This window comes from Xanthobacter oligotrophicus (assembly GCF_008364685.1).
GTDB lineage: Bacteria > Pseudomonadota > Alphaproteobacteria > Rhizobiales > Xanthobacteraceae > Xanthobacter > Xanthobacter oligotrophicus.
In genome coordinates this window covers 70,447-93,861 of sequence record NZ_VTTL01000015.1, presented here as the reverse complement: position 1 = coordinate 93,861, position 23,415 = coordinate 70,447, and the positions used below count along the sequence as shown (strand labels likewise).

The window sequence follows — 23,415 nt, the reverse complement described above, 5'->3', positions numbered from 1 at the left end:
GCAGAGAGCACGCGCCGACCAGTTTGCTCCAATCTGACGGGACCGCGCCCTGAGCCAGCGCCACCACCGACCCAAAACGCAAGGCCCCCCCGCCCCGACCTTGGTCCGGGCGGCGGCGCTGTTTTCGGGGTCAGGCCGCGTTATACCAACGGCCCCGGTCTTTGACCGGTGCCGAGAGGGTTGCGCTCAGGCGCCGCGCCGGCTTGACCAAAGGCCCGTGAGTCACGCTCACGGGCCTTTGGTATTACTGCTGGGCGAGCGCACCGGCACGGCCGACGTTGTAGATCTGCACCCGGCGGTTGATGGCGGCGTCGGGATGCTTGGGATCCTGAAGCGCCTCCTCGCCGAGGCCCACGGACTGGAGCCGGCGCGGGTCCACCCGGAAGGTGGTGGAGAGCGCCTCGACCACCGCGTCGGAGCGCTCCTGGCTGAGCTTCATGTTGTGCTCGCGGGTGCCGGTGGCATCGGTGTTGCCGACCACCAGGAACTTGTAGCCGAGCAGTACCGGATTATGCATGGCATCCGCGATGGAACCGAGGGTGCGGTAGGATTCTGGCTTGATCATCGCGGAGTTGAGGTCGAACACGATCTCCACGTTGATCTGGGCCAGCTGGTCGAGCTGGACCGCGAGCGGCGGGCGGCTTTCCGGCGGGCCGGTGTACTTCATGTGCGCCTGGGCGAGGCCGCGCAGCGCCTCGGCCGACACCTGCGGCACGTCATCCACGGAGGTTTGCAGACCCTGGACGATCTGGGCGTTGGGGGTGAACACCTGGGCCGCAGCGGGCTGCACGCCCACGAGCGCGGGGACCACAGCGGTGCCGGCGAGGAGCAGGGCCGCGCCAAGGCGGGTGGTGGCGAAACGGAACAAGGTCATGCTCAGCCCTCCCTTCACTGGCCGTAGCCGGCATTGACGAGCGAGGCCGTGCAGGTGGCGCTCACCACCTTGGACGCCTCCAGCAGGCACGAGACGATGTTGCCATCGCCGGGCACGAGGCCGGGGCAGAACTGCGCGGCATCGCGGTCACAGGCCTTGTAGACCTGCTTCTGGGCCGCGGCCCGCGCCTCGGTCATCTCGCGGATTCCGGCGTGGTTGGCAGCGCAGGCCGGCGTCAGCTGCGCGACGTTCTGGGCAAGGCAGTTGTGGATGGCATTGTTGCCGAGGTTGATGCCACGGCAGTGCTTCATGATGTCCCCGCCGCAATGCTGCGCGAGGAGGCCGGCCGCCTGCGCGTAGCTGACGGTCTGGGCCTTGGCCGGTCCCACGGTAAGCTGCCCCCCGGCAAGCGCCAGCACGGCGGCCAGAGCTAGTCCCGCAAATCTCATACGATGTCCCCCCAGCGGCCCGATGCTTCGGGCGCGCGGGAGTTGACCACCGCCGATTGGCCGGGGTCAACCTGTGACATCACTTCGGTGGCGCGAACAGTATCGCGCGGGAGCAACCTCGTGCCTCAGGAGGCCTTGTCGTAGGTTCCGGCCTCAATCTCGTCGCCGGCGGCGCCCACCACGCCGAGCGGATCGGCGGCCAGCTCCAGATCGGTGGACTCAATGGGAGCGGCCCCGGTGGAGACGACCGGCTCGCGGCGCGGCGCCAGCAGCAGGTGCGCGCTGGCCGCCGCGGCGGCAAAGGCCGGCAGCAGCGTCATCATCGCTGCCAGCGGCGAGGGAAACAGCACCGCGAGCGAGGTGCCAAGGAAGCCGTTGCCGATCTGAAGGAAGCCCATCAGCGCCGAGGCGGCCCCAGCGATGGGCGCGAACCCGGCGAGGCCGGCGGTGGTGCAGCCCGGCAGCAGCAAAGCGATGCCGCAGGCCCACAGAGAGATGGGCAGCATGACGGTCGCGGTGGTCAACGGCAGCACGAACGGGCCGAGCGCCAGCCCCACCGCGCCGACAAGCACCAGCAGCAGGCCGGGCAGGATCAGGGCGTGGGCGCTGTGTCGCTTCAGCAGCGGCCGGGCGATGAGGGTGCCGGACATGAAGGCGCCGGTCTGCAGCAGCATGGCAAGGCCGAAGCCGGTGGGCGAGAGCCCCACCCGCTCGATGAGGATGAAGGGCAGCAGCGCCGACAACGTATAGATGCCGCCGAGGCTGAGGCCGGCGGTGAGCGCCGCGCGCATGAACACGCGGTCGGTCAGGAGCCGGCGGTAGCTCGTCGCCACCCCGCGGGGGGAGGCCAGCGCACGGTCCGGCGTCCGGTTGGTCTCCGGCACCCGAAGGGCGAGGACCGCCACCAGCACGAGGCCGTAGGCCGCCATGGCGATGAAGATCACATGCCAGCCCGCCGTGCCGAGAATGAGCCCACCCAGGGTGGGCGAAACCGCCGGGCCGATGGCCAGCATGGTGCCGATGAGGTTCATCACCCGCGCCGACGCCTGGCCGGTATATTGATCGCGCACCAGCGCGCGGGACAGGGCGATGCCGGCGGCGCAGCCGATGCCCTGCAACGCGCGGCCGGCAATGAGCCAGCCGATGGTGGGCGCCAGCATGGCGACGACACTGCCGGCGAGATAGATGCCGAAGAAGCCCAGCGCCACCGGGCGCCGCCCGTAGCCATCCGAGAGCGGCCCGCAGACCAGCTGGGAAAAGGCGAAGCCCATGAAGAACACGGTGAGGGTGAGCTTCACCGTGGCGATGCTGGTGCCGAAGGCCACGACCAGCGTCGGCAGGGCCGGCGTGTACATGGCAAGGCTGATGGGCCCGAGCATCACCATGAGCCCGCCGATGACGGACACTTCCCGTTCGCTCATGAACGGCGCGGCCGAAACGCCGGCGCCCGGCGCGGGAGACGTTGAGTGCTCGACGGCGGTCATTTCTCGTCCCTCGACCGATGCTCCCGCGCGAGGTTGTCGCGCAGCCGCAGGAGAAGGTCCCGCAGCAGCGCCTGCTCGGCCTCCGAGAAGCCGCAGGTGGCCTCCCGGCGCGCGGTGGCCGCCGCCGAGAGCACCCCGGCGAGGTAAGGCGTCGCCTCGGGCGTGAGCGTCACGATCTTGGCGCGGCGGTCCCTGGGGTCGGTTTCGCGCGTGACCAGGCCGGCGGCCTCGAGCCGGTCGAGGAAGCCCACCAGGGTCATGGGCTCCACGTTCATCTTCTCGGCCAGCGCCGATTGCCTGAGGCCCGGATGGAAATCCACATAGGCCAGCGTGCGCGCCTCCCCGGCCGTGAGGCCGAGCCCGGCGCCCTCGAAGGCCCGGTCGATGCGCGCGCGATAGAGCCGCGCCGCATCCACCAGGACGAAGCCGAGGGGCGGCTCGCTCGGCGCAGGACGAGGGGAGGCGATGGGACTGGGGGCTGGAACGGTCATAATAAGGGGACAATATAGTAAGCTAACCTTATTATCAAGTGGGTGACGCCCCGATGAAGCCCTGAATTCCGGCCGCCAGGCCGGTGCACCTCGCCTCAGAGGCGTCCCTAAGAGGCATCCTTGCCGACAAAAGGCGGACGCCGCCGCTTTCCGATCCGCAGCTTTTGACGTGTCCCCGCGCCATTCCCGGTCTAGACCGAAGCGGACCGTTTCCATCCGCCCGCGACGCGGGCACTGTGCGTCGTCACGCCCAAGGAGATCCCATGCCCTGGTCCCTCACCATCGGCCGGCTCGGCGAGACTGCGATCCGCATCCACGTCACGTTCCTGTTGTTCCTGGTGTGGATCTGGGCGGCCTATTACCGCTCCGGCGGGTCTTCGGCGGCGTGGGAAGGCGTGCTGTTCGTGGCGCTGCTCTTCGCCTGCGTGCTGCTGCATGAATTGGGGCACGTCTTCGCCGCCCGCCGCTACGGGGTGAAGACCCCGGACATCACCCTGTGGCCGTTCGGCGGCATCGCCAATCTGGAGCGGATTCCGGAGAAGCCGTCGCAGGAGCTGGTGGTGGCCATCGCCGGGCCGCTGGTGAACGTGGTGATTGCGCTGGTGCTGCTGGTCATCCTGAGCGCCACCCTCGGCGGCACCGACCTGACGGCGGACAGCCTCGCCAAGATCGAGGACCCGCGCACCTCGATCCTGGTGAAGCTGGCCGGCGCCAACATCTTCCTGGTGGTGTTCAACCTCATCCCGGCCTTCCCCATGGATGGTGGGCGGGTGCTGCGGGCGCTGCTGGCCATGAAGATGGGCCACGCCAAGGCCACCGCCACCGCCGCCTCCATCGGCCAGGGCCTTGCCATCGGCATGGGCCTTCTGGGCATCTTCACCAATCCCATGCTGATGATCATCGGCGTGTTCGTGTTCCTCGCCGCGTCCGGGGAGGCCGGTCAGGTGCAGCTGAAGGAAGCCTCGCGCGGGCTCCTGGTCTCGGACGCCATGATCACCCATTTCGAGACGCTCGGGCCGCAATCCACCGTGGACGACGCGGCCGACGCCCTCATCCGCTCCACCCAGAAGGAATTCCCGGTGGTGGACGGCGCCGGTCACCTGCGCGGGGTGCTCACCCGCGACGCCATGATCCGCGCCATGAAGGACCAGGGGCCGCAGACCGCCGTGATCGAGGTGATGCAGGCCGACATTCCGGTGGTGGAGGCCCGCTCGAAGCTCGATGCGGCGCTCAAGCTCATCACCTCCGCCCAGGTCCCAGCCGTGGGCGTGGTGGATGTGTCCGGAAAGCTGGTCGGCCTGCTGACGCCGGAGAATGTGGGCGAGCTGATGATGCTGCACGCCGCCCGCCCCGAGCGCGGGGCACACCCCTTCGGCCGCGGCCGGGCGGGGTGAGGGGCGGAGGCGGCTTCAGCCTCCTCCCGCCCGGCAAAGTCTCACGCCCCCACCGCCTCCGCCGTGGGGGCCTCGACCTGGCGGACCTTGTCCATGACCGCCTTCTGCACCTTCTCGAAGGCGCGCACCTCGATCTGGCGCACCCGCTCGCGGGAGACGCCGAACTCGGAGGCGAGGTCCTCCAGGGTCATGGGGTCCTCGGAGAGGCGGCGGGCCTCGAAAATACGGCGCTCGCGGTCGTTCAGCACGGAGAGCGCGCCGGACAGCGCCGCGCGGCGGTTGTCCAGCTCCTCGCTCTCGGCGAGCTGCTCCTCCTGGTCGAGGCGCTCGTCCACCAGCCAGTCCTGCCACTCCCCGCCCTCGGAATCCTCGCGGATGGGGGAGTTCAGGGAGGCGTCGCCGGAGAGGCGGCGGTTCATGTCCACCACGTCCTGCTCGGTGACGCCGAGCTTGGTGGCGATCTGCTTCACATGCTCGGGACGCAGGTCGCCCTCTTCCAGCGCGGAAATCTGGCTCTTGGCCTTGCGCAGGTTGAAGAACAGCTTCTTCTGCGCCGCCGTGGTGCCCATCTTCACGAGGCTCCACGAGCGCAGGATATATTCCTGGATGGAGGCGCGGATCCACCACATGGCATAGGTGGCGAGGCGGAAGCCCTTCTCGGGCTCGAACCTTTTCACCGCCTGCATGAGGCCCACGTTGCCCTCGGAAATCACTTCGGAGATGGGCAGCCCATAGCCGCGGTAGCCCATGGCGATCTTCGCCACGAGGCGCAGGTGGCTCGTCACCAGCCTGTGCGCGGCATCGCGGTCCCCGTGCTCGCGCCAGCTCTTGGCGAGCATATATTCCTCCTGCGGCTCCAGCATGGGAAACCGCCGGATCTCTTCGAGATACCGGGAGAGTCCGCCTTCGGCGGACGGAATGGACATGGACTTCGGCTGGGCCATGACGAGGCCTCCTTCTCCCGCGGCCCCCGTCCGGGCGACCGCCTCAGCGGCCGCATGACGCCGACCGCGACGCATCATGATATAGATACGAGCGGAATGCGGATAGGTTTCATCCTCTCACGTCGATGCGAGAGAAATTTACGCGGATGCACGCCCGCCCAGCACCTCGGCGAGGGCGGCAAGGTCTTCCGGTAGAGGGCTTTCGAACGACAGCGTCTCCCCCGTCACCGGATGGGCGAAGCCGAGCCGGGCCGCATGCAGCGCCTGCCGGCCGAGGCGCGCGAGGTGTTCGCGGGCGGCCTCCGGCAACAGCGTCTCCTTGGTGCGGAAACCCTGGCCATAGACCTCGTCCCCCAGCAGCGGATGGCCCACATGGGCCATGTGGACGCGGATCTGGTGGGTGCGGCCGGTCTCCAGCTGGCATTCGATGAGGCTGGCCACCCCCTCCTCCATCTTCACCTCGCCCTTCACCTGCCCCTTGTTGCGCAGGCTGGTGCGGCCATGGCCGAGATAGGCGTCCTGCACCTCCCAATGGGTGATGGCATGACGACCGGAGAGGCGCACCGCCATCTTCTGGCGGTGGCTGGGATGCCGGTCGATGGGCGCATCCACGCTGCCGTGGGCCTCCGGCACGCCCCAGACGAAGGCGAGATAGGCCCGCTCCAGCGGCCCGGTGCGGCCATGGTCGGCGAACTGGGCGGCGAGGCCCTTGTGGGCCACGTCGGACTTGGCCACCACCAGCAGGCCGGAGGTATCCTTGTCGATGCGATGGACGATGCCCGGCCGGCGCACCCCGCCGATGCCGGAGAGGCTGTCGCCGCAATGGTACAGGAGTGCGTTCACCAGCGTGCCGGAGGCATGGCCCGGCGCCGGATGCACCACCAGCCCGGCCGGCTTGTCGACGACCACGAGATGGGCATCCTCGAACACGATGGTGAGCGGCAGGTTCTCCGCCACCGGCTCGGCCGCCTCCGGGGGCGGCAGGAACAGGGTATAGACATCTGCGGCATTGACCCGGCCCGCCGCGTCCCCTACCACACGCCCGCTGACGGAGACCCGGCCTTCCGTTACGAGACGCTGGATGCGGGTGCGGCTGAGTTCCGGTGCCTCAAGCGCCAGCCGGCGCGCCAGGACACGGTCCAGCCGCTCGCCGGCGTCTTCCGCCGCGATCTGGACCGTGAGGGTGAAGCCCTCGTCCAGGTCCTCTAGGCCGGTCTCGGCCTGGTTCATCTCGGCCTGGTTCACCTGGGCCTGGGTCATGGTCGCGTCCATTCTCGATCCGTCAGGAGCCACGGCCCCTTCATGTTTCATCGCCCGTCCCCCACCGAAACCCCGGAAGAGGCGCTGACCCCGGAGCAGGAGCGCATCATCCAGCGGTTTCGCCGCTTCTCCAGCCTGTCCATGCTGGTCATGGTGCTGGGGGTGGCCGCGGTCTTCGGCGTCATCGGCTATCGCATGATACGGGCAAAGCCCATGGCGACCGGCGAAATGACCGCGCTTCTGCCCAAGGGCGCGAAGATCACCGCCACCGCCGTGTCCGGCGACGTGGTGGTGCTGACCCTCGACGTGGGCGGCGCGGTCGAAATCCGCACCTTCGACGCCCGCACCCTCGCCCCCGCCGGCCGCCTGAGGTTCGCCGAGGAGCCGTGAGCGGACGCCGGGGCGCTCAGGCGCACCAGTTCATCACGTTTGTGGCGGCAACAGGTCCGCGCACGCCTTCGACATCCATGAGCGATGAGCGAAAGCGGCTTTCAGTCGGCGCCGACGCGCGGCGCCCTTCGCCCAGCCCCGCCCCTATTGCAGCGAGCCTTCGCCGTCGCCTGGCATGCGGGCCAGCATCATCTGGGTGATGGCCACCAGCATGTCGGCGCGGGCCTTCAGATTTTCCGCCTCCAGCAGCGCCTGCTTCTCCAGCGCGCCATAGGGCGACATCACCGACAGGGCGTTCACCAGCGTCTCGGTGCCGGCCTCGCGGATGCCGTCCCAGTCCGCCTCGAGCTTGTTGGCGTCGAGAAACGCGGCCAGCGCGGACAGCAGCGCGTCACGGTCCACTTCCGCCTCGCCGGCCTCAGCCTCGAAATCATGGGCGAAGGCCGTGGCGTCCACCTTGAACTGGCGGTAGGGCGTGGTGGTATCAAGCTCTTCCACGATGCGGAAGCGGCAGATGCCGGTGAGCGTGATCAGGTAGCGCCCGTCCCCGGTCTCGCTGAACTGGGTGAGACGGCCAAGGCATCCCACCTTGTACACGCCGGGACCATGCGCCGAGACCGGTGCCTGCTCGTCAGGCTGGACCATGCCGATGAGGCGCGCGCCACCGAGCGCGTCGTCCACCATGGCGAGATAGCGCGGCTCGAAGATGTTGAGCGGCAGGTCGGCCCGCGGCAGCAGCAGCGCGCCGGTGAGCGGAAAAACCGGTATCACCGGCGGAATTTCCGTCGGCGACAGATAGGTGCGATTGGCAGCCAAGACGAACAATCCTTAAAAACAACGCCCTTCAGGCGAACATGATCGCCGACAATTTCTTACGGCCTGAAATGGTGAGCGGATCGGTGGGGCCCCACGCCTCGAACAGCTGCACCAGCTGCTTGCGGGCCGCATCCTCGTTCCACACGCGGTCGCGCTTCACGATATCGAGGAGATGGATCAGCGCCTGCTCGCGCCGGCCCTTGCCGTTGAGCGCCAAGGCGAGGTCGAAGCGGGCCTGGTGATCGGCGGGGTCGAGGTCCAGCCGGGCTTCGAGCGTCGCGAGGTCGCCGAGGGCGGCGGCCTGCTCGGCCACATCCAGCGCCGCGCGGGCGGCGTTCACCAGCGGGTCGTTCTGCTTGTCGGCCGGTACCAGGGCAAGGGTGGCCCTGGCCTGCTCCAGCGCGCCGGCGGCCACCTGGGTGCGCACGAGGCCGGTGAGGGCCTTGAGATTGTCCGGCTCCTCGCCCAGCACGCCGACGAAGATCTCGGCGGCGGCGGTGAGGTCGCCCTGGGCCAGCGCCGCGTCGGCGGCGGCCAGCGCTTCCTCCAGGCCATCGTCGGCGGGGCCGATGAGGCGATCGATGAAGGCCTTCACCTGACCTTCCGGCAGCGCGCCCTGGAAGCCGTCCACCGGCTGGCCGTTCACGAAGGCATAGACCGTGGGCACGGACTGGATGCCGAGCTTGCCGGGGATGACCGGGTGGTCGTCGATGTTGAGCTTGGCGAGGCGCACCTTGCCCTTGGCGGCCTTCACCACCTTCTCGATCACCGGGGTGAGGGTCTTGCACGGCCCGCACCACGGCGCCCAGAAATCCACCAGCACCGGGCGCCGCTTGGATTCCTCCATCACCTCGGCCATGAAGGTCTGGGTGGTGGTATCGATGATGTCGCCGCCGGCCGCCCCGTTGCCAGCGCCAGCGCTCGTTCCTGCGCCCGTTCCCGCCGCGCCCTTGGCGCCCGCCTGGTTCAACAGCATGTGTCGCAATCCCCGAAAACGTCAGCCCGCCCGGCGCCTCGGCCGGGGCGGACAGCCCATAGATGGGCGTTCGCCGCGCGCTTGCAATCGGCATTTTACCAAACAGCGATGAGCCTCACTCACCGCTGTTTGGTTCAGCCCGCGCGGCGCTTGAGCGAGGCCCTCTCGGCTCCGGTTACAGACCGGAGCCGTTGGCATGAGTCCCGCCTTCTAGCGCTTTCGGCTGCCCAAGTTAAGGTGAGTCGCCAGCACAACTCTGAATCGCATAACGACCCATCCACAAGCCGCCCCGCCCGCGCCCCTCTGTGGATCGTTGCCCCACCGAGGCTTGCGCGGTTCCCCAAGGGGGGGCAGGCTGATTTGACCAAACCCTCCAAAGGCTGGCACACCCCGCGCTGATGACCCTTTCCCCCCTTTCGCCCCCCAAAATGCCCCTGAGGACGCGCGCGATCGCATGAAGTTCGACCGCCTGCGGCTCGTGGGCTTCAAGACCTTCGTCGAGCCGACCGACCTCATGATCGAGCCCGGCCTCACCGGCGTCGTGGGGCCGAACGGGTGCGGCAAGTCCAACCTCGTCGAGGCGCTGCGCTGGGTGATGGGCGAAAGCTCCTACAAGGCCATGCGCGCCAACGACATGGAGGACGTCATCTTCTCCGGCACCACGGGCCGGCCGGCGCGCAATTCCGCCGAGGTGGTGCTCAGCCTCGACAATTCCGACCGCACCGCCCCCGCCGCCTTCAACGAATGGGACCATCTGGAGATCGTCCGCCGCATCGAGCGCGGCTCCGGATCCAGCTACCGCATCAACGGCAAGGATGTGCGCGCCCGCGACGTGCAGCTCATCTTCGCCGACGCCTCCACCGGCGCGCGCTCCCCGGCTTTGGTGCGGCAGGGGCAGATCGGCGAGATCGTCGGCGCCAAGCCCAATGCGCGGCGCCGCATCCTGGAGGAAGCCGCCGGCGTCGCCGGCCTCCACGCCCGCCGCCACGAGGCCGAGACCCGCCTGAAGGCCGCCGAGCAGAACCTGCTGCGGCTGGAAGATGTCATCACCCAGCTCGGCGGGCAGGTGGAGAGCCTGCGCCGCCAATCGCGCCAGACCGTGCGCTACAAGGCGCTGGCCGCCGAGATCCGCCAGTGCGAGGCCACCCTGCTGTGGCTGCGCTGGGGCGAGGTCACCCGCGCGCTGGCCGAAGCCGAGCAGGCGGTGGAAGCTGCCCACCGCGACGGCGCCGAGCACACCCGCATGCAGGCCGAGGCGGCGCGCCTCCAGGCGCTGGCCGCCCACGCCCTCCCCGCCCTTCGGCAGAAGGAGGCGGAGGCCGCCGCCGCGCTCCAGCGCCTCACCCATGCCCGCTCGGAGCTGGATGCCGAGGAGGCCCGGCTCTCCGCCCGCAAGGACGAGCTAGAGCGCCGCCTGATCCAGCTCGCCCAGGATACCGAGCGCGAGCGGGCCCTGTCCGCCGACGCCGAAGGGGTGCTGGAGCGCCTCGCCACCGAGGCCGAGACCCTGCGCTTCGAGCAGGAGGAGGCGGCGGAGCTGGAAGCCATCGCCGCCGACCGGCTGGAAGAGGCCGCCGCCCATCTGGAAGAGGCCGAACGGGCGCTGGAGGAGAAGACCGCGCATTTTGCCGACCTTGGCGCGCGGCGCGCCAGCCTTGAACAGGCCGTGCGCGAGATCCGCGACCGGCTGGTGCGCAACGCCGCCGAGCGCGCCTCGGTGGAGGCGGAAGAGTCCCGCCTCAAGCAGCAGGCCGGCACCGAGGCGCTGGAAGGCATCCGCATGGAGGCGGAAGCCGCCCGCGACGCCCTCGCCGAGGCCGAGGAATCGAGCATCGAGGCCGAGGCCGCCCATCAGGCCGCCCGCCGCGCCATGGAGGAGTTGCGCCCGGCCCTGTCGGAGGCGCAATCGCGCTTCGGCCGCCTCGACACCGAGGCGCGCACCCTCGCCAAGCTGCTGCAATCCACTGACCATCGCTTCCCGCCGGTGGCCGACCTCGTCTCCGTCGCCAAGGGCTATGAGACCGCGTTGGGCGCGGCGCTGGGCGACGACCTCGACCTGCCGGTGGACGCCGCCGCCCCGGCCCGCTGGGCGGGCGCCCCGTCCGATCCCGCCGACCCGGCCCTGCCCGAGGGTGCCGAGCCTTTGTCCCGCTTCGTTTCCGGCGCCCCGGCGCTCAATCGCCGGCTGGCGCAGGTGGGCATCGTGCCGCGTGCCCTGGGGGCGGGGCTTGTCGCGCGGCTCAAGGCCGGGCAGCGGCTGGTCTCGGTGGAAGGCGATCTCTGGCGCTGGGACGGCGTGGTCGCGGCGGCCGATGCCCCCACCGCCGCCGCCCGCCGCCTCGCCGAGCGCAACCGCCTCGCCGACATCGAGGCGGAAGCGGCGGTGGCCGAGGCCCATCTGGACGAGATCCGCGCCGCCCTTGCCGATCGCGACAGCGCGCTGCGCCACGCCGCGGAAGCCGAAAACACATCCCGCGAGGCCCGCCGCGCCGCCCAGCGCGCCGCCGAGGCGAGCCGCAGCGCGCTGGAGGCGGCCGAACGCCGCGCCGCCCAGCACCTTGCCCGCCTCTCGGCGCTGGCCGAGGCGCGCACCCGCCTTGCCGCCGTGCGCGAGGACGGGGAGGCGCGCATGGAAGAGGCCCAGGGCCAGCTCCTCGCCCTCGACACCCCGCAGATCCTGGAAGCGGAGATGGCCCGCGCCCGCGCCGAGACCGCCGAGCGCCGCGCCGCGGTGTCCGAAGCCCGCACCCGGCTCGACGCGGTGCGCCGAGACAACAGCCAGCGCCAGCGCCGGCTGGAGGCCATCATCGGCGAAGAGCGCTCGTGGCGGCAGCGCGCCGGCGGGGCCGGCGACCGCCTCGCCGCCGTCGCCGCCCGCGAGGCCGAGGCCAGGACCGAGCTGGACGCGCTGGAGGACGCCCCTTCCGAATTCATCCGCCGCCGCCGGGCGCTCATGAATGCGCTGGAAGCGGCTGAGGGGGCCCGCCGCGACGCCGCCGACCGTCTGGCGGAAGGCGAGGCGGCCCTTGCCGCCGCCGACCGCGCCGCCCGCGATGCGCTGGAAGCCATGTCCGGCTCGCGAGCCGAGGCGGCGCGCTCCGACGCACGGCTGGAAGCCGCCCGGCAGCGCCGCGACGACCTGCTGCGCGAAATCTCGGACATTCTGGAAGGTCCGCCGGAGCTGGCCCGCGAACAGGCCGGCCTCGACCCCGACGCGCCGGCACCGAATGTCGCCGCCATCGAGGCGACGCTGGAGCGGGCCAAGCGCGACCGCGAGCGCCTCGGCGCCGTAAATCTGCGTGCTGACGTGGAGCTGGAGGAGACCGAGGGCCAGCACGTCAAGCTGGTGGGCGAGCGCGACGACCTGGTCGAGGCCATCAAGCGCCTGCGCGGCGCCATCCTCAGCCTCAACCGCGAGGCCCGCGAACGGCTTCAGGCCTCCTTCGTGGTGGTGGACGGCCATTTCAAGAAGCTGTTCGACACCCTGTTCGGCGGCGGCGAGGCCCAACTGGTGCTCACCGAGGCCGACGACCCGCTGGAAGCCGGCCTCGATATCATCGCCAAGCCGCCGGGCAAAAAGCCGCAGACCCTGTCGCTGCTGTCGGGCGGCGAGCAGGCGTTGACCGCCATGGCGCTGATCTTCGCGGTGTTCCTGACCAATCCCGCGCCCATCTGCGTGCTGGACGAGGTGGACGCGCCCCTCGACGACGCCAACGTGGAGCGCTTCTGCACCCTGCTGGAGGAGATGACGAAGCTCACCGACACGCGCTTCCTCACCATCACCCACAACCCCATCACCATGGCCCACCAGAACCGGTTGTTCGGCGTGACCATGGCGGAACGGGGCATCTCGCGCCTCGTCTCGGTGGACCTGCAACGCGCCGAGCGCCTGCTGGAAGCGGTCTGACCCTGCCCCATCCGGGCACCGGCGCGACCGGCGCAGGAGCGAACGCGGGGGCACCCAAACGGAATGCGGCGGGCGATCATGGCGAAGCACGATGTCGCAGCCACAATTTTTTCTTTTTGTTTCAATTGTTTAATATGAGCGCCGCGCGCCTTGACACTCAATTTTGACGCAACTATGGTGCGCCGCGGTTTCAAGGGGGAGGGCAGCACGCCTTTCACCGAAGCCGGGGTTTTGCGCCATGTCCGGACCTGACGATGCCTCCCGCGGGGGGAACAAAGGACCCGGCGGGGCGGACGGCTCCCGGCCCAGCGACACCGAGCTTTCCGCAAGGCTCGAGCAGCTCAACACCTCGTTGGGCCAGGTTCGCTCGAAGACCGAGGTCCCCGCACCGAAAGGCCGGGACACCTCGTCATCCTCGGGCGCCGCGCTTGCCTTCCGGTTGGGTGCGGAATTCGTGTCTGGCGTTCTGGTGGGCTCGCTCATCGGCTACGGCATCGACCGTTTCTTCTCGATCGCGCCCTGGGGCATGATCGTTTTCACGCTGTTCGGCTTCGCCGCCGGTGTGACCAATATGCTGCGGGCCTCCGGCGAAGGCCGGAACCGTGGCAAGACCGGAACCTGACGGGCGCCAGATCCTTCAAGGATTTCAAGGCGCGGCGGTTCCGGACGAGATATTCGCGGCGAAATGCCGCCTTTTGTTTGCGGCCGGATCCGTTCATGCGGCCCGTGCCGGTTGGACACTTTGGCGACCGTTCCGGTCGTCTCGTCGATTTGGCCGTCGCGGCTTCTGGCCGTGATCTTTGGTTCCAGCGGCTTGGCCGCATTGGCAGGGGGCGCGTTCGGATGACCGTCGATCCGATCCACCAGTTCGAGATCAAGCGCTACGTGGACCTGCTGAATTTCGGCGGCGTGCAGTTCTCCTTCACGAACGCCGCGCTGTTCATGTTCGGCATCGTAGCCATCATCTTCTTCTTCCTCACCTTCGCCACGCGCGGCCGCACCCTGGTGCCGGGCCGGGCCCAGTCGGCGGCGGAGATGAGCTACGAATTCATCGCCAAGATGGTGCGTGATTCGGCCGGCTCGGAAGGCATGGTGTTCTTCCCGCTGGTGTTCTCGCTCTTCACCTTCGTGCTGGTGTCGAACGTGGTGGGGCTCATTCCCTACACCTTCACCGTCACCGCCCATCTCATCGTCACCGCCGCCATGGCGCTGCTGGTGATCGGCACGGTCATCGTCTACGGCTTCGTGCGCCACGGCACCCACTTCCTGCACCTGTTCGTGCCGTCGGGCGTGCCGGCCTTCCTGCTGCCGTTCCTGGTGGTGATCGAGGTGGTGTCCTTCCTCTCGCGTCCTATCAGCCTGTCGCTGCGTCTGTTCGCCAACATGCTGGCGGGCCATATCGCCCTGAAGGTGTTCGCCTTCTTCGTGGTCGGCTTGGCCTCGGCCGGCGTGGTCGGCTGGTTCGGCGCCACCCTGCCCTTCTTCATGATCGTGGCGCTCTACGCCCTCGAACTGCTGGTCGCGATGCTGCAGGCCTACGTGTTCGCGGTGCTCACCTCGATCTACCTCAACGACGCGATCCATCCCGGTCACTGACCGGGAGGCGCATCTCAAATCCCCAAATCCAAAGCGTTCTCAAGGAGCAGTCCCATGGATCCCGCAGCTGGAAAGTTCATCGGTGCCGGTCTCGCCTGCCTCGGTATGGGTCTCGCCGCCGTCGGCGTCGGTAACATCTTCGGCAACTTCCTCTCCGGCGCCCTGCGCAACCCGTCGGCGGCCGACGGCCAGTTCGCCCGCGCCTTCATCGGCGCGGCGCTCGCGGAAGGTCTCGGCATCTTCGCGCTCGTCGTCGCCCTCGTCCTCCTGTTCGTGGCCTGATCGCCCGGACGAACGAGGTTCCCGGGCGATCAGCGCCCGGGTGCTGTGATTGCAAGGTCAGGTGCGAAGGCGGGCAAGCCATGATGAAGTCGTGGAAAATGACTGTCGCGCTGGCGATGACGGGTGCGGCCCTCTGGGGCGCCCCCCTCTCCGCAGCGAGCGACCACCCTACCGCTCCGGCGGCCGTGGTCGCGCAGGCGGCCCCGCCGGCCGGAACCGCAGGCCAGGGCACCCATGAGGCGGCCCCGGCAGCTCACGGCGCTGCCGCGGGTGCTGCGGAAGAAGGGCATGGCAAGAAGAGCCATTTCCCGCCCTTCGACGCCACCACCTTCGCCTCCCAGCTGCTCTGGCTCGTCCTGAGCTTCGGCCTCCTCTACCTCCTGATGAGCCGCGTGGCCCTGCCGCGCATCGGCCGCATCCTGGAGGAGCGCCACGACCGCATCGCCGACGACCTCGAGGAAGCGGCGAAGCACAAGGCCGAGAGCGAGGCCGCCCAGGCCTCCTATGAGAAGGCCCTCGCCGAGGCTCGCGCCAAGGCCAATGCCATCGCCGGCGAAACCCGCAACCGGCTCGCCGCCGATGCCGAAGCCAACCGCAAGTCGCTCGAAGCCGGCCTCGCCGCCAAGCTGGCGACCGCCGAGCAGAGCATCGCCTCCACCAAGACCGAGGCCCTCACCCATGTGCGGGGCATCGCGGTGGACGCCACCCACGCCATCGTCTCGACCCTCATCGGCACCAGCCCTGCGCAGGCCGACGTGGAACAGGCCGTGGACGGCGCGCTTGTCAAGAAGGACGCGGCCTGATCGGGCCGCTCCCCGGCCGCGCTCCCATCGCGCGGCCGTTCGAATTTTCCGCCGGCCTTCGCGGCTCCGGTGGACCAGCACGTAAGGGGCGTTGCCCCGCAGATGCGGCCGTGTGGCCGCCGACGGATCTGAGGACCCTGCGATGAACGAGATGAGTCTGGCCGAGCTTTGGGTCGCCGTCGCCTTTCTGCTCTTCGTCGGCATCCTGATCTATGCGGGCGCCCACCGCGCCATCGGGTCCGCCCTCGACAGCCGCGGCCAGCGCATCGCCGCCGAGCTCGAGGAAGCCCGCCGCCTCAAGGAAGAGGCCCAGAAGCTGGTGGCCGAGTTCAAGCGCAAGCAGCGCGAGGCCGAGGCCGAGGCCGAATCCATCGTCACCGCCGCCAAGGCGGAAGCCGAGCGCCTCGCCTCCGAGGCCAAGGCCAAGCTTGAGGATTTCGTCACCCGCCGCACCAAGATGGCGGAAGACAAGATCGCCCAGGCCGAGCTTCAGGCCGTGGCCGACGTGAAGGCCATCGCCGCCGAAGCCGCCGCCAAGGCCGCCGAGGCCCTGCTGGGCTCCGCCGCCCGTGGCGATGTGGGCGACCGCCTCATCTCCAACGCCATCGGCGAAGTGAAGACCAAGCTGAACTGAGCGCCTGCTGCCATCCCAGCCGACATGCGGGCCGCCTTCGGGCGGCCCTTTTCGTTTGGGGTGGGGGATCCGCAGCCGTGGTCGTCCGGCGCCTCCCGCTGGCGGCCGGAATTTCCGGCCGCCAGCGATCCCGCACATTCGCGATGGCTGAGACGCGATGGCTGAGACATGCCGCGCAATCGCCCACCTGCTGCACCGCGCCTTGAAACCGACGCCCGGCTGGTCCATTGCTAGGCCATGTGCCGTCAGGTTCAGATCGCATCCATTGACCGCCCGGCGTTGCGTCCGGCGCCCAAGTCCTGCCGCCGAGAGGCGCTGACGGCGACCCGTGCGCCCGCGCGATCGGGGGCGCTGCGCGCAGGCCTCGGCGTTCTGCTCGCGCTCCTCACCCTGGGCCTTGCCCTCGCCACCGACGCCAGACGGCCAGCCCTGGCGCAGGCCGATTTCTTTTCCTTCCTGCGCCCCCCCGCCACGGTCCCGCGCGCCGCCCCCAAGCCGCAGCGGCCGGCCCAGAATTCCGGCTGGTGGCCGTTCCAGCCCCAGCCCCAGTACGAACAGCCCCAACAGCTGCCGCAGCAGCAGCCCAAGAAGCCAGCCGCCCCGGCCGAGCCGGAGGGCGTCGTCTACGGTTCCGCCGATGCCGCCGTGCAGGGCAAGCGCGCCGCGCCCAACCAGTTCATCCTGGTAATCGGCGACCGGCTCGCCGCCCAGCTCGCCCAGGGCCTCGCCGATTCCTACGCGCCCGACCGCGCCCGCATCGCGGTGATCGACAACACCGCCGACGACAGCGGCTATCTGCCCGCGCCGGTGGACTGGATCACCCGCGCGCCCGATGCCATCGCCGCCGCGCGCCCCTCGGTGACGGTGGTCGCCCTCGGCTCCGAGGATCTCCAGCCCATCAAGGACGGAGAGGCCTTCGTCCAGCCCCTCACCGAGCGCTGGCTGGAGCTTTACGGCAAGCGCGTGGACGAGGTGCTGACCGCGCTGCGCGACAAGGCCGGGCGGGTGATCGTCACCGGCCTCGCGCCGGTGGCAAACACGGCGCTCTCCGACGATTACGCCAAGCTCAACGAATTCCTGCGCGCCCGCGCCGCGCGGGCGGGCCTCGCCTTCGCCAATGTGTGGGACGGCTTCGTGGACGAGGACGGCAAGTATCTCGCCAACGGCCCGGCGGTGGACGGCCAGCGCCGCCGCCTGCGCTTCAATGACGGTGTCCGCTTCACCCGTGCCGGCGGGCGCAAGCTTGCCTTCTTCGTGCAGAAGGACATCAACCGCATGCTGGAGGAGCCGGGCAAGGCCCAGCCCGGGCCCGACCTCGCCACCCCCTCAAGCTCCCGGCCGGCCGCGCTCGCCGGCCCCCCGGTGCCGGCCAAGACGGCGGACCCCATGGCGGTATCGGCCAGTGCCAAGGCCGCCTCCCGGGTGTTGAAGGACGGCATCGCCCCCGCCCCCGTGCGTGGCCGGGCCGACGATTTCTCCTGGCCCCCGCCCGGCAGCGAGCCCGCCGCCGCCCCCGCACCGCGCTAGAATCGCCTGCGGGCGGGGAGGCCGGCCCGCCCCGTTGCCGTCCAAGGTCGCATGCGGCAGTGCAGCGGCACCCCTTTTCAAAGCACGGGCGTCGCTTTACCGATTCGGTGCGATAAGATCCGCATCGACGTGCGAAGGGAGTCCCCATGGGTGCCGAAGCTGGAGCCGCCATTGCCATCCGCCCGCGCCGCAGCGTGCTGTACATGCCGGGCTCCAATGCCCGCGCGCTGGAAAAGTCCCGCACCCTGCCCGCGGATGCGGTGATCCTGGATCTCGAGGACGCCGTGGCGCCCGACGCCAAGGCGGAAGCCCGCGCCCGCATCGTGGATACGGTGAAGGCTGGCGGCTTCGGCCCGCGCGAGGTGGTGATCCGCATCAACGGCCTCGACACGCCCTGGGGCTCGGACGACCTGGAGGCCGCCGCCGGCGCCGCGCCCGACGCCATCCTGGTGCCCAAGGTGCAGACCGTGGAGCAACTGGTCACGGTGGGCCGCCGGCTGGAGGCGCTGAAGGTGCCGCAGACCACGCGGGTCTGGGCCATGATCGAGACGCCGCTCGCCATCCTCGACATCAAGGCCATCGCCCAGGCGGCGCAGGACCCGCTGACCCGGCTCACGGTGTTCGTGCTCGGCACCAACGACCTCGCCAAGGAGACGCGGGCGGCCCTGGTGCCCGGCCGCGCGCCCATGGTGGGCTGGCTGAGCCTGGTGGTGGCGGCCGCGCGGGTCTATGGCGTGGACGTGCTCGACGGGGTGTGGAACCAGTTCCAGGACCTCGAAGGCTTCAAGGCCGAATCCGCGCAGGCCGTGGAATTCGGCATGGACGGCAAGACCTTGATCCATCCGAGCCAGATCGAGCCCTGCAACATCGCCTTCTCGCCCCCCGAGGCGGAAGTGGCCCGCGCCCGCGCCATCATCGCCGCGTTCGCGCTGCCGGAGAATGCGGGCAAGGGCGTCATCACCCTCGACGGGCGCATGGTGGAACTGCTCCACGCCGAGATGGCCAAGCGCACGGTGGCCCTCGCCGACGCCATCGCCGCCCGCGCCTGAGGTCGTAGCCAGCATGTCCCAGCCCGTCACGGCCCCGTTCCGCATTGTCATGTTCGCCTATCCGCGCATGACCCAGCTCGATCTCACCGGCCCGTTCGAGGTGTTCGCGCGCCTGCCCGGAGCGCGGCTGGAGATCGTGGCCGAGAGCTGCAAGCGGCCGGTGGTGGATGTGGCGGGCCTCGCCATCATGGCCAATTCCAGCTTCAACGAGGTCGCCGGCTGCGAACTGCTGTTCGTGCCCGGCGGCCCCGGCCAGCTGGAGCTGATGGATGACGGGCCGGCGCTGGATTTCTTGCGCCGCATGGCGGTCCAGGCGCGCTACGTCACCTCGGTGTGCACCGGCTCGCTGATTCTTGGCGCGGCCGGCCTGCTCACCGGCTATCGCGCCACCAGCCACTGGCTGTCGCTGGACCAGTTGGCCCTGCTCGGCGCCATTCCGGTGGAGGAGCGGGTGGTGGTGGATCGCAACCGCTTCACCGGCGCCGGGGTCTCCTCCGGCATCGACCTCGCGCTGGCGCTGGCCGCCGAGATCGCCGGGGAGGACGAGGCGCGGCGCATCGCCCTCGCCATCGAATACCAGCCGGCGCCCGCCTTTCCGCCCCGCGACCGGGAGGACCCCCGCCTCGTCGCCGAGGTGCGGGAGAAGACCCGCGCCTTCCAGGAAAAGCGCGTGGCGGCTGCCCGCCGCGCCGCCGCGCGGCTCTGACGCGACCGCTCCAAAGCGACCCGCCAGAGCGTTTTCCGCTCGCCCAGGCTCACGGAAAGCGCTCTGGATTATTGAGTTTTCGCGTTTTCTTCACGCGAACCGGTATCCACTTCGCTCGAAAACGCTCGATCGTCCCAGGACAAGACCCATGAAGCTCTACCGCTACCTCACCGGCCCCGACGATGCGGCCTTCTGCAAGCGCGTGTCCGCCGCCCTCAACAAGGGCTGGCAGTTGCACGGCGCCCCCACCCTCACCTTCGATACGGTGCAGGGCCGCGTCATCTGCGGCCAGGCCATCGTCAAGGAGGTGGAGGGCGAGTGGTCCGACGACGTGGTGCTGTCCGAGCACTGATCCCGGCGCCGGGCGCGGGCCTTCTCTATCTCTGATTGAGAGGGCGCCTCAGGCGGCCCCTCCTGCCCTGGCCTTCGACGTCAGGCAGCCTCGGCTCCATGGGCGGGAATGAGCACCACGGCCACGTCCACCTCGTCGCCCGCCTGCTTGAATTCCTGCCGCACCGCATCGGTCAGCCGGGCGACGACGGCGCGCGTCTTCGTAACCGTCCAGTCGCCCTCGAAGCCGAGGTGCAACTCCACGAACATCTTGCCGCCGAACTGCCGGGTGCGGATGTCGCCCAGTTCGTCGAAATCGTCGAAGTGACTGGTGAGCACCTTGAGGATGCGCAGCTGGCCGGCCTCGTCGATGGCCTGGTCAAGGAGCGAGGCGACCGAGCTCGAGAGCATGGCAAAGATGTTGTAGATCATGAAGCCGATGACGACGAACGACGCCACCGGATCGAGATAATACATCCAGGTCACGTTGTTGAAGATCGACAGCACCACCGTGACGATGAACACCGAGCCCGAGGAGATGGCCGACACCAGGTGCACCCGCGCCTGCGCCGCCAGCACCGGCGAGCGCGTCTCATGGGCGAGGCGCGTGGCCTTGCGGTTCAAGATCCAATTGCCGATCACCGCGGCGGCGGTGACGAACAGGCCCAGCTCCGCCCCGCTCACCCCTTCCGGATGGAAGATGCGCATGATGGCGTTGGAGCCGGCGATGAAGACCAGCACCGTCTGCAGCAGCGCAATCATCAGCTCGGCGAGGTTTTCCAGCTTGCCGAGGCCGTAGGCATATTTGCCCGAATGGGAATTGTGGGCGAGCCGCAGCACCAGCCAGCAGGCGGTGAGCGCGGTGAGGTCGAAGGAGGTCGCCAACAGGTCGGTGAGGATCGCCGCCGAATTGGTGAGCGTCGCAGCGAGAATGTAGAAGGGAAACAGGCAGGCCGTGAAGATCATGGCCTGAAACGACAATTTCTGGCTCGCCGAACCCGACACCCCTGCCCCCTTTGTCGAATGGCGGCGCCGCCCGCAGCGCCTTACCCCCATGAGGACCATCAGGCACGCCGCGTCAAGCAGCGCGGCGCCGGATCCGCACGGCTGTTGCGTCGCACCGCGCCGCTCTGCAACATGGCGGGACACGGGGGGATGAAGATGAGCAAGACCAACCGGGGCAATTTCTTCGAGGACTTCAGCGTCGGCCAGGTGATCCGCCACGCGACGCCGCGCACCGTCACGGTCGGCGACGTGAGCCTCTACAGCGCGCTCTACGGCACCCGCTTCGCCGTGCAGTCGGCCGACAGCTTCGCGCAGGCCATCGGCTATCCGCGCGCGCCCGTCGACGACCTGCTGGTCTTCCACGTGGTGTTCGGCAAGACGGTGCCGGACATCTCCCTCAATGCGGTGGCCAATCTGGGCTATGCCGGCGGGCGCTTCCTCGCCCCGGTCTATCCCGGCGACACGCTGACCGCCGTGTCGGAAGTGATCGGCCTGCGGGAAAATTCCAACGGCCAGAGCGGCGTCGTCTATGTGCGCTCGGTGGGCTTCAACCAGGACGGCACCGAGGTCCTGGACTATGTGCGCTGGGTAATGGTGCGCAAGGCCGACACCTCCCGCCCCGCCCCCGAGCCGGTGGTGCCCAAGCTGCCGGCGGCGCTGGCCCCCGACGCGCTGGGCGGCGCCGTGCCGCTGCTCGACATCGAGGGCTGGCGCAACGACCTTTCCGGCTCGCAGGCCCGCTTCGCCGATTATCAGGTGGGTGAGCGCATCGACCATGTGGACGGCATGACGGTGGAGGAGGCGGAGCACATGATCGCCACCCGCCTCTACCAAAACACCGCCAAGGTGCATTTCAACCAGTTCACCGAGGGCCAGGGCCGGTTCGGCCGGCGACTGATCTATGGCGGGCACGTCATCTCGATCGCCCGCGCGCTGTCCTTCAACGGCCTCGCCAACGTGTTCCACGTGGCCGCCATCAATGGCGGGCGCCATGTGGCGCCTTTGTTCGCGGGCCTCACCGTGCACGCCTGGACCGAGGTGCTCGACGCCCAGCCCCTGCCCGGCCGCGAGGACGTGGGCGCGCTGCGCCTGCGCACCATCGCCACCAAGGACCGCCTCACCGGCGACTTCCCCGCCAAGGTCGCCACCGAGACCGGCGAGGACTATGACCCGAGCGTGATCCTCGACCTCGACTACTGGGCGCTGATCCCGCGCTGATCGGCGGCCGCCGCCGGGCGCACCACGGCGCCCGTGCGGCTGCCCCGCAGCGGGGACGGCGGCGGCAACGGTACCGCGACCGGCCGCGACGAGGGGGTGGCTCCACCGCCGAAGGCGGACATGAAGCGCCAGATTTCCTCGCCTGAATCCACGTCGCGGCTGCGCAGGCCGAGGAAGGGGGTGGCGAGGTCCGGCTTGGTGTCCACCCGCGCCGGCGACTGGTGGCCACCGCGCTCGATGCTGATGAGTTCCACCGCCGATCCATCCCGGCAACCGTCCCAGCGGCGCAGCACCGCCGTGGTGCCGTCGGCCTGGTCGAGATCGGGCAGCTCGCGCTGGGTCGAGGCGCCGCACCCGTTGATGCGGGCGAACAGGCGCGCGCTCTCGGGCGCCGACAGGGTCGCCCCCACCGGGGTCCAGAAGCCGGCATAGGCGATGACGGAATCCGCCGTGCCGTGGATGAACTGGATGGGGACCGGCCGGTCGGGCTTACACTCTTCACGATAATTGGCCGGCGCGGTAGCCATGATCGACGAATACGCGGCGAACAGCTCCGCATGCTCGCAGGCCATGCGCTGCACCATGAAGCCGCCGTTGGAAATGCCGGTGAGATAGATGCGCGCCGGATCGGCGATGCCGTCCTGCGCCAGCCGCTGGGCGAGCGCCACCAGGAAGGCCACGTCGTCGCCGGGCCGCAGCATCATCTTGAGGCGCATGGCGGCGGGCCGCCCGTCGTTCCACACCCGCCCCTCGCCTTCCGGATAGACCGCCACGAAGCCGTGGGCCGCAGCCGCCGCATCGAGCCCGAAATAGGCGCGGAAGCTTTCGGGGGTCTGCGCCGCGCCGTGGAGCGCGATCACCACCGGCGCCGGCCCGCTCACCCCCTCGGGCGTGACCACCACGAAGCGCCGGTCCTCGCCGTTCACCGAGAGCCGCAGATCGCGCACGGTGTCCGCCCGCGCGGGGAGAATCGTGAACATCGCTTCGAACAACACGAGAACACCGGCAAGCACGAAGATCGCCTGCCATACGCGACCTGGTTGCGATTGACGCAGGCCGAAAGTCGAGCGGACGCCCGCCAAACGGGGCGGCAGAGCCGCGGCAGAACAGGACATGAGAGAGGAAGCCATTCACGAACAAGAGGAATCGGCACCCGGAGCCGGCACGGCGTACCAGCCTGAGCCATGCCCGGCAAATGCGGCGGGCGGGCGGCCGTCCTGTGGCTTCAGCGCCACAGTTTCGCCGCGACAGACCCGAAATTGACATAAATCAAACTTTCG

General features: G+C 69.4%; 23 protein-coding genes. 13 read left to right on the top strand and 10 right to left on the bottom strand.

Translation table 11 applies throughout. The features are described 5' to 3' along the window. Nucleotides 1-244 precede the first annotated feature (244 nt). From FZ033_RS22415 to FZ033_RS22400, 4 genes are all read right to left on the bottom strand, one after another. Complete coding sequence (locus FZ033_RS22415) at nucleotides 245-874, bottom strand: OmpA family protein (RefSeq protein WP_149578283.1); 630 nt, start codon at nucleotides 872-874, stop codon at nucleotides 245-247. 14 nt (nucleotides 875-888) lie between these two features. Further along, complete coding sequence (locus tag FZ033_RS22410) at nucleotides 889-1,323, bottom strand: cysteine rich repeat-containing protein (RefSeq protein ID WP_149578282.1); 435 nt, start codon at nucleotides 1,321-1,323, stop codon at nucleotides 889-891. A 125-nt stretch (nucleotides 1,324-1,448) separates the two neighbouring features. Continuing rightward, entirely contained in the window at nucleotides 1,449-2,807 is a 1,359-nt protein-coding gene (locus tag FZ033_RS22405; RefSeq protein ID WP_149578281.1) for a multidrug effflux MFS transporter, read from the bottom strand. Then, complete coding sequence (locus tag FZ033_RS22400; RefSeq protein ID WP_149578280.1) at nucleotides 2,804-3,298, bottom strand: MarR family winged helix-turn-helix transcriptional regulator; 495 nt, start codon at nucleotides 3,296-3,298, stop codon at nucleotides 2,804-2,806. Before FZ033_RS22400 ends, FZ033_RS22405 begins: the two co-directional genes overlap by 4 nt. A 263-nt stretch (nucleotides 3,299-3,561) precedes the next feature. Between FZ033_RS22400 and FZ033_RS22395 the strand changes: the two genes are divergently transcribed. Next, nucleotides 3,562-4,692 (top strand): site-2 protease family protein, encoded by a 1,131-nt coding sequence (locus FZ033_RS22395; RefSeq protein WP_149578279.1) that lies wholly within the window; start codon nucleotides 3,562-3,564, stop codon nucleotides 4,690-4,692. Nucleotides 4,693-4,733: 41 nt separating this feature from the next. On the opposite strand, the gene rpoH is transcribed toward FZ033_RS22395, so the two are convergent. Both rpoH and FZ033_RS22385 read right to left on the bottom strand, forming a co-directional pair. Next, entirely contained in the window at nucleotides 4,734-5,636 is a 903-nt protein-coding gene (rpoH, locus tag FZ033_RS22390) for an RNA polymerase sigma factor RpoH (protein ID WP_149578278.1), read from the bottom strand. 138 nt (nucleotides 5,637-5,774) lie between these two features. Further along, nucleotides 5,775-6,908, bottom strand: coding sequence for an RluA family pseudouridine synthase (locus tag FZ033_RS22385; RefSeq protein WP_149578277.1), 1,134 nt, complete (start codon nucleotides 6,906-6,908; stop codon nucleotides 5,775-5,777). 30 nt (nucleotides 6,909-6,938) lie between these two features. On the opposite strand from FZ033_RS22385, the gene FZ033_RS22380 reads away from it, so the two are divergent. Next, nucleotides 6,939-7,286 (top strand): hypothetical protein, encoded by a 348-nt coding sequence (locus tag FZ033_RS22380; protein ID WP_149578276.1) that lies wholly within the window; start codon nucleotides 6,939-6,941, stop codon nucleotides 7,284-7,286. A 144-nt stretch (nucleotides 7,287-7,430) separates the two neighbouring features. Here the strand turns inward: FZ033_RS22380 and FZ033_RS22375 are convergent, their stop codons facing one another. Then, nucleotides 7,431-8,102: an LON peptidase substrate-binding domain-containing protein gene (locus tag FZ033_RS22375; RefSeq protein WP_149578275.1), complete on the bottom strand. Its 672-nt coding sequence runs from the start codon at nucleotides 8,100-8,102 to the stop codon at nucleotides 7,431-7,433. A gap of 28 nt (nucleotides 8,103-8,130) precedes the next feature. Next, complete coding sequence (trxA, locus tag FZ033_RS22370) at nucleotides 8,131-9,078, bottom strand: thioredoxin (protein WP_149578274.1); 948 nt, start codon at nucleotides 9,076-9,078, stop codon at nucleotides 8,131-8,133. A 454-nt stretch (nucleotides 9,079-9,532) separates the two neighbouring features. Here trxA and FZ033_RS22365 point away from each other — a divergent pair, with 454 nt between their 5' ends. From FZ033_RS22365 to FZ033_RS22320, 10 genes are all read left to right on the top strand, one after another. Beyond that, entirely contained in the window at nucleotides 9,533-12,985 is a 3,453-nt protein-coding gene (locus FZ033_RS22365) for a chromosome segregation SMC family protein (RefSeq protein WP_149578273.1), read from the top strand. Nucleotides 12,986-13,223: 238 nt separating this feature from the next. Continuing rightward, the gene (locus FZ033_RS22360) at nucleotides 13,224-13,607 is read left to right on the top strand and encodes an AtpZ/AtpI family protein (protein ID WP_149578272.1); all 384 of its coding nucleotides are present in this window, start codon (nucleotides 13,224-13,226) and stop codon (nucleotides 13,605-13,607) included. A gap of 221 nt (nucleotides 13,608-13,828) precedes the next feature. Beyond that, nucleotides 13,829-14,581, top strand: coding sequence for a F0F1 ATP synthase subunit A (locus tag FZ033_RS22355; RefSeq protein ID WP_012114002.1), 753 nt, complete (start codon nucleotides 13,829-13,831; stop codon nucleotides 14,579-14,581). Between the two features lie 54 nt (nucleotides 14,582-14,635). After that, nucleotides 14,636-14,863, top strand: coding sequence for a F0F1 ATP synthase subunit C (locus tag FZ033_RS22350; protein ID WP_012114001.1), 228 nt, complete (start codon nucleotides 14,636-14,638; stop codon nucleotides 14,861-14,863). A gap of 185 nt (nucleotides 14,864-15,048) precedes the next feature. Then, nucleotides 15,049-15,666 (top strand): F0F1 ATP synthase subunit B, encoded by a 618-nt coding sequence (locus FZ033_RS22345; protein WP_149578290.1) that lies wholly within the window; start codon nucleotides 15,049-15,051, stop codon nucleotides 15,664-15,666. Between the two features lie 142 nt (nucleotides 15,667-15,808). After that, nucleotides 15,809-16,300 (top strand): F0F1 ATP synthase subunit B family protein, encoded by a 492-nt coding sequence (locus FZ033_RS22340; protein WP_188079637.1) that lies wholly within the window; start codon nucleotides 15,809-15,811, stop codon nucleotides 16,298-16,300. A 237-nt stretch (nucleotides 16,301-16,537) separates the two neighbouring features. Then, nucleotides 16,538-17,827, top strand: coding sequence for an SGNH/GDSL hydrolase family protein (locus FZ033_RS22335; RefSeq protein ID WP_149578271.1), 1,290 nt, complete (start codon nucleotides 16,538-16,540; stop codon nucleotides 17,825-17,827). 146 nt (nucleotides 17,828-17,973) lie between these two features. Then, entirely contained in the window at nucleotides 17,974-18,876 is a 903-nt protein-coding gene (locus tag FZ033_RS22330) for an HpcH/HpaI aldolase/citrate lyase family protein (protein ID WP_149578270.1), read from the top strand. 13 nt (nucleotides 18,877-18,889) lie between these two features. Further along, nucleotides 18,890-19,582 (top strand): DJ-1/PfpI family protein, encoded by a 693-nt coding sequence (locus tag FZ033_RS22325; protein ID WP_149578269.1) that lies wholly within the window; start codon nucleotides 18,890-18,892, stop codon nucleotides 19,580-19,582. Nucleotides 19,583-19,730: 148 nt separating this feature from the next. Then, entirely contained in the window at nucleotides 19,731-19,934 is a 204-nt protein-coding gene (locus FZ033_RS22320; protein WP_012113995.1) for a DUF1737 domain-containing protein, read from the top strand. Between the two features lie 80 nt (nucleotides 19,935-20,014). On the opposite strand, the gene FZ033_RS22315 is transcribed toward FZ033_RS22320, so the two are convergent. Further along, nucleotides 20,015-20,917: a cation diffusion facilitator family transporter gene (locus tag FZ033_RS22315; protein ID WP_188079636.1), complete on the bottom strand. Its 903-nt coding sequence runs from the start codon at nucleotides 20,915-20,917 to the stop codon at nucleotides 20,015-20,017. A gap of 156 nt (nucleotides 20,918-21,073) precedes the next feature. Between FZ033_RS22315 and FZ033_RS22310 the strand changes: the two genes are divergently transcribed. Continuing rightward, nucleotides 21,074-22,135 (top strand): MaoC family dehydratase, encoded by a 1,062-nt coding sequence (locus FZ033_RS22310; protein WP_149578267.1) that lies wholly within the window; start codon nucleotides 21,074-21,076, stop codon nucleotides 22,133-22,135. Here the strand turns inward: FZ033_RS22310 and FZ033_RS22305 are convergent. Further along, nucleotides 22,111-23,115: an extracellular catalytic domain type 1 short-chain-length polyhydroxyalkanoate depolymerase gene (locus FZ033_RS22305; RefSeq protein ID WP_188079635.1), complete on the bottom strand. Its 1,005-nt coding sequence runs from the start codon at nucleotides 23,113-23,115 to the stop codon at nucleotides 22,111-22,113. The two genes, FZ033_RS22310 and FZ033_RS22305, sit on opposite strands and share 25 nt — an antisense overlap. Nucleotides 23,116-23,415: the final 300 nt, after the last annotated feature.

Coding starts and splice junctions, on each gene's coding strand:
- FZ033_RS22415 (WP_149578283.1), bottom strand. CDS start 874: ATGACCTTGTTCCGTTTCGCCACCACCCGCCTTGGCGCGGCCCTGCTC.
- FZ033_RS22410 (WP_149578282.1), bottom strand. CDS start 1,323: ATGAGATTTGCGGGACTAGCTCTGGCCGCCGTGCTGGCGCTTGCCGGG.
- FZ033_RS22405 (WP_149578281.1), bottom strand. CDS start 2,807: ATGACCGCCGTCGAGCACTCAACGTCTCCCGCGCCGGGCGCCGGCGTT.
- FZ033_RS22400 (WP_149578280.1), bottom strand. CDS start 3,298: ATGACCGTTCCAGCCCCCAGTCCCATCGCCTCCCCTCGTCCTGCGCCG.
- FZ033_RS22395 (WP_149578279.1), top strand. CDS start 3,562: ATGCCCTGGTCCCTCACCATCGGCCGGCTCGGCGAGACTGCGATCCGC.
- rpoH (WP_149578278.1), bottom strand. CDS start 5,636: ATGGCCCAGCCGAAGTCCATGTCCATTCCGTCCGCCGAAGGCGGACTC.
- FZ033_RS22385 (WP_149578277.1), bottom strand. CDS start 6,908: ATGGACGCGACCATGACCCAGGCCCAGGTGAACCAGGCCGAGATGAAC.
- FZ033_RS22380 (WP_149578276.1), top strand. CDS start 6,939: ATGTTTCATCGCCCGTCCCCCACCGAAACCCCGGAAGAGGCGCTGACC.
- trxA (WP_149578274.1), bottom strand. CDS start 9,078: ATGCTGTTGAACCAGGCGGGCGCCAAGGGCGCGGCGGGAACGGGCGCA.
- FZ033_RS22365 (WP_149578273.1), top strand. CDS start 9,533: ATGAAGTTCGACCGCCTGCGGCTCGTGGGCTTCAAGACCTTCGTCGAG.
- FZ033_RS22360 (WP_149578272.1), top strand. CDS start 13,224: ATGTCCGGACCTGACGATGCCTCCCGCGGGGGGAACAAAGGACCCGGC.
- FZ033_RS22355 (WP_012114002.1), top strand. CDS start 13,829: ATGACCGTCGATCCGATCCACCAGTTCGAGATCAAGCGCTACGTGGAC.
- FZ033_RS22350 (WP_012114001.1), top strand. CDS start 14,636: ATGGATCCCGCAGCTGGAAAGTTCATCGGTGCCGGTCTCGCCTGCCTC.
- FZ033_RS22340 (WP_188079637.1), top strand. CDS start 15,809: ATGAACGAGATGAGTCTGGCCGAGCTTTGGGTCGCCGTCGCCTTTCTG.
- FZ033_RS22335 (WP_149578271.1), top strand. CDS start 16,538: ATGTGCCGTCAGGTTCAGATCGCATCCATTGACCGCCCGGCGTTGCGT.
- FZ033_RS22330 (WP_149578270.1), top strand. CDS start 17,974: ATGGGTGCCGAAGCTGGAGCCGCCATTGCCATCCGCCCGCGCCGCAGC.
- FZ033_RS22325 (WP_149578269.1), top strand. CDS start 18,890: ATGTCCCAGCCCGTCACGGCCCCGTTCCGCATTGTCATGTTCGCCTAT.
- FZ033_RS22320 (WP_012113995.1), top strand. CDS start 19,731: ATGAAGCTCTACCGCTACCTCACCGGCCCCGACGATGCGGCCTTCTGC.
- FZ033_RS22310 (WP_149578267.1), top strand. CDS start 21,074: ATGAGCAAGACCAACCGGGGCAATTTCTTCGAGGACTTCAGCGTCGGC.
- FZ033_RS22305 (WP_188079635.1), bottom strand. CDS start 23,115: ATGTTCACGATTCTCCCCGCGCGGGCGGACACCGTGCGCGATCTGCGG.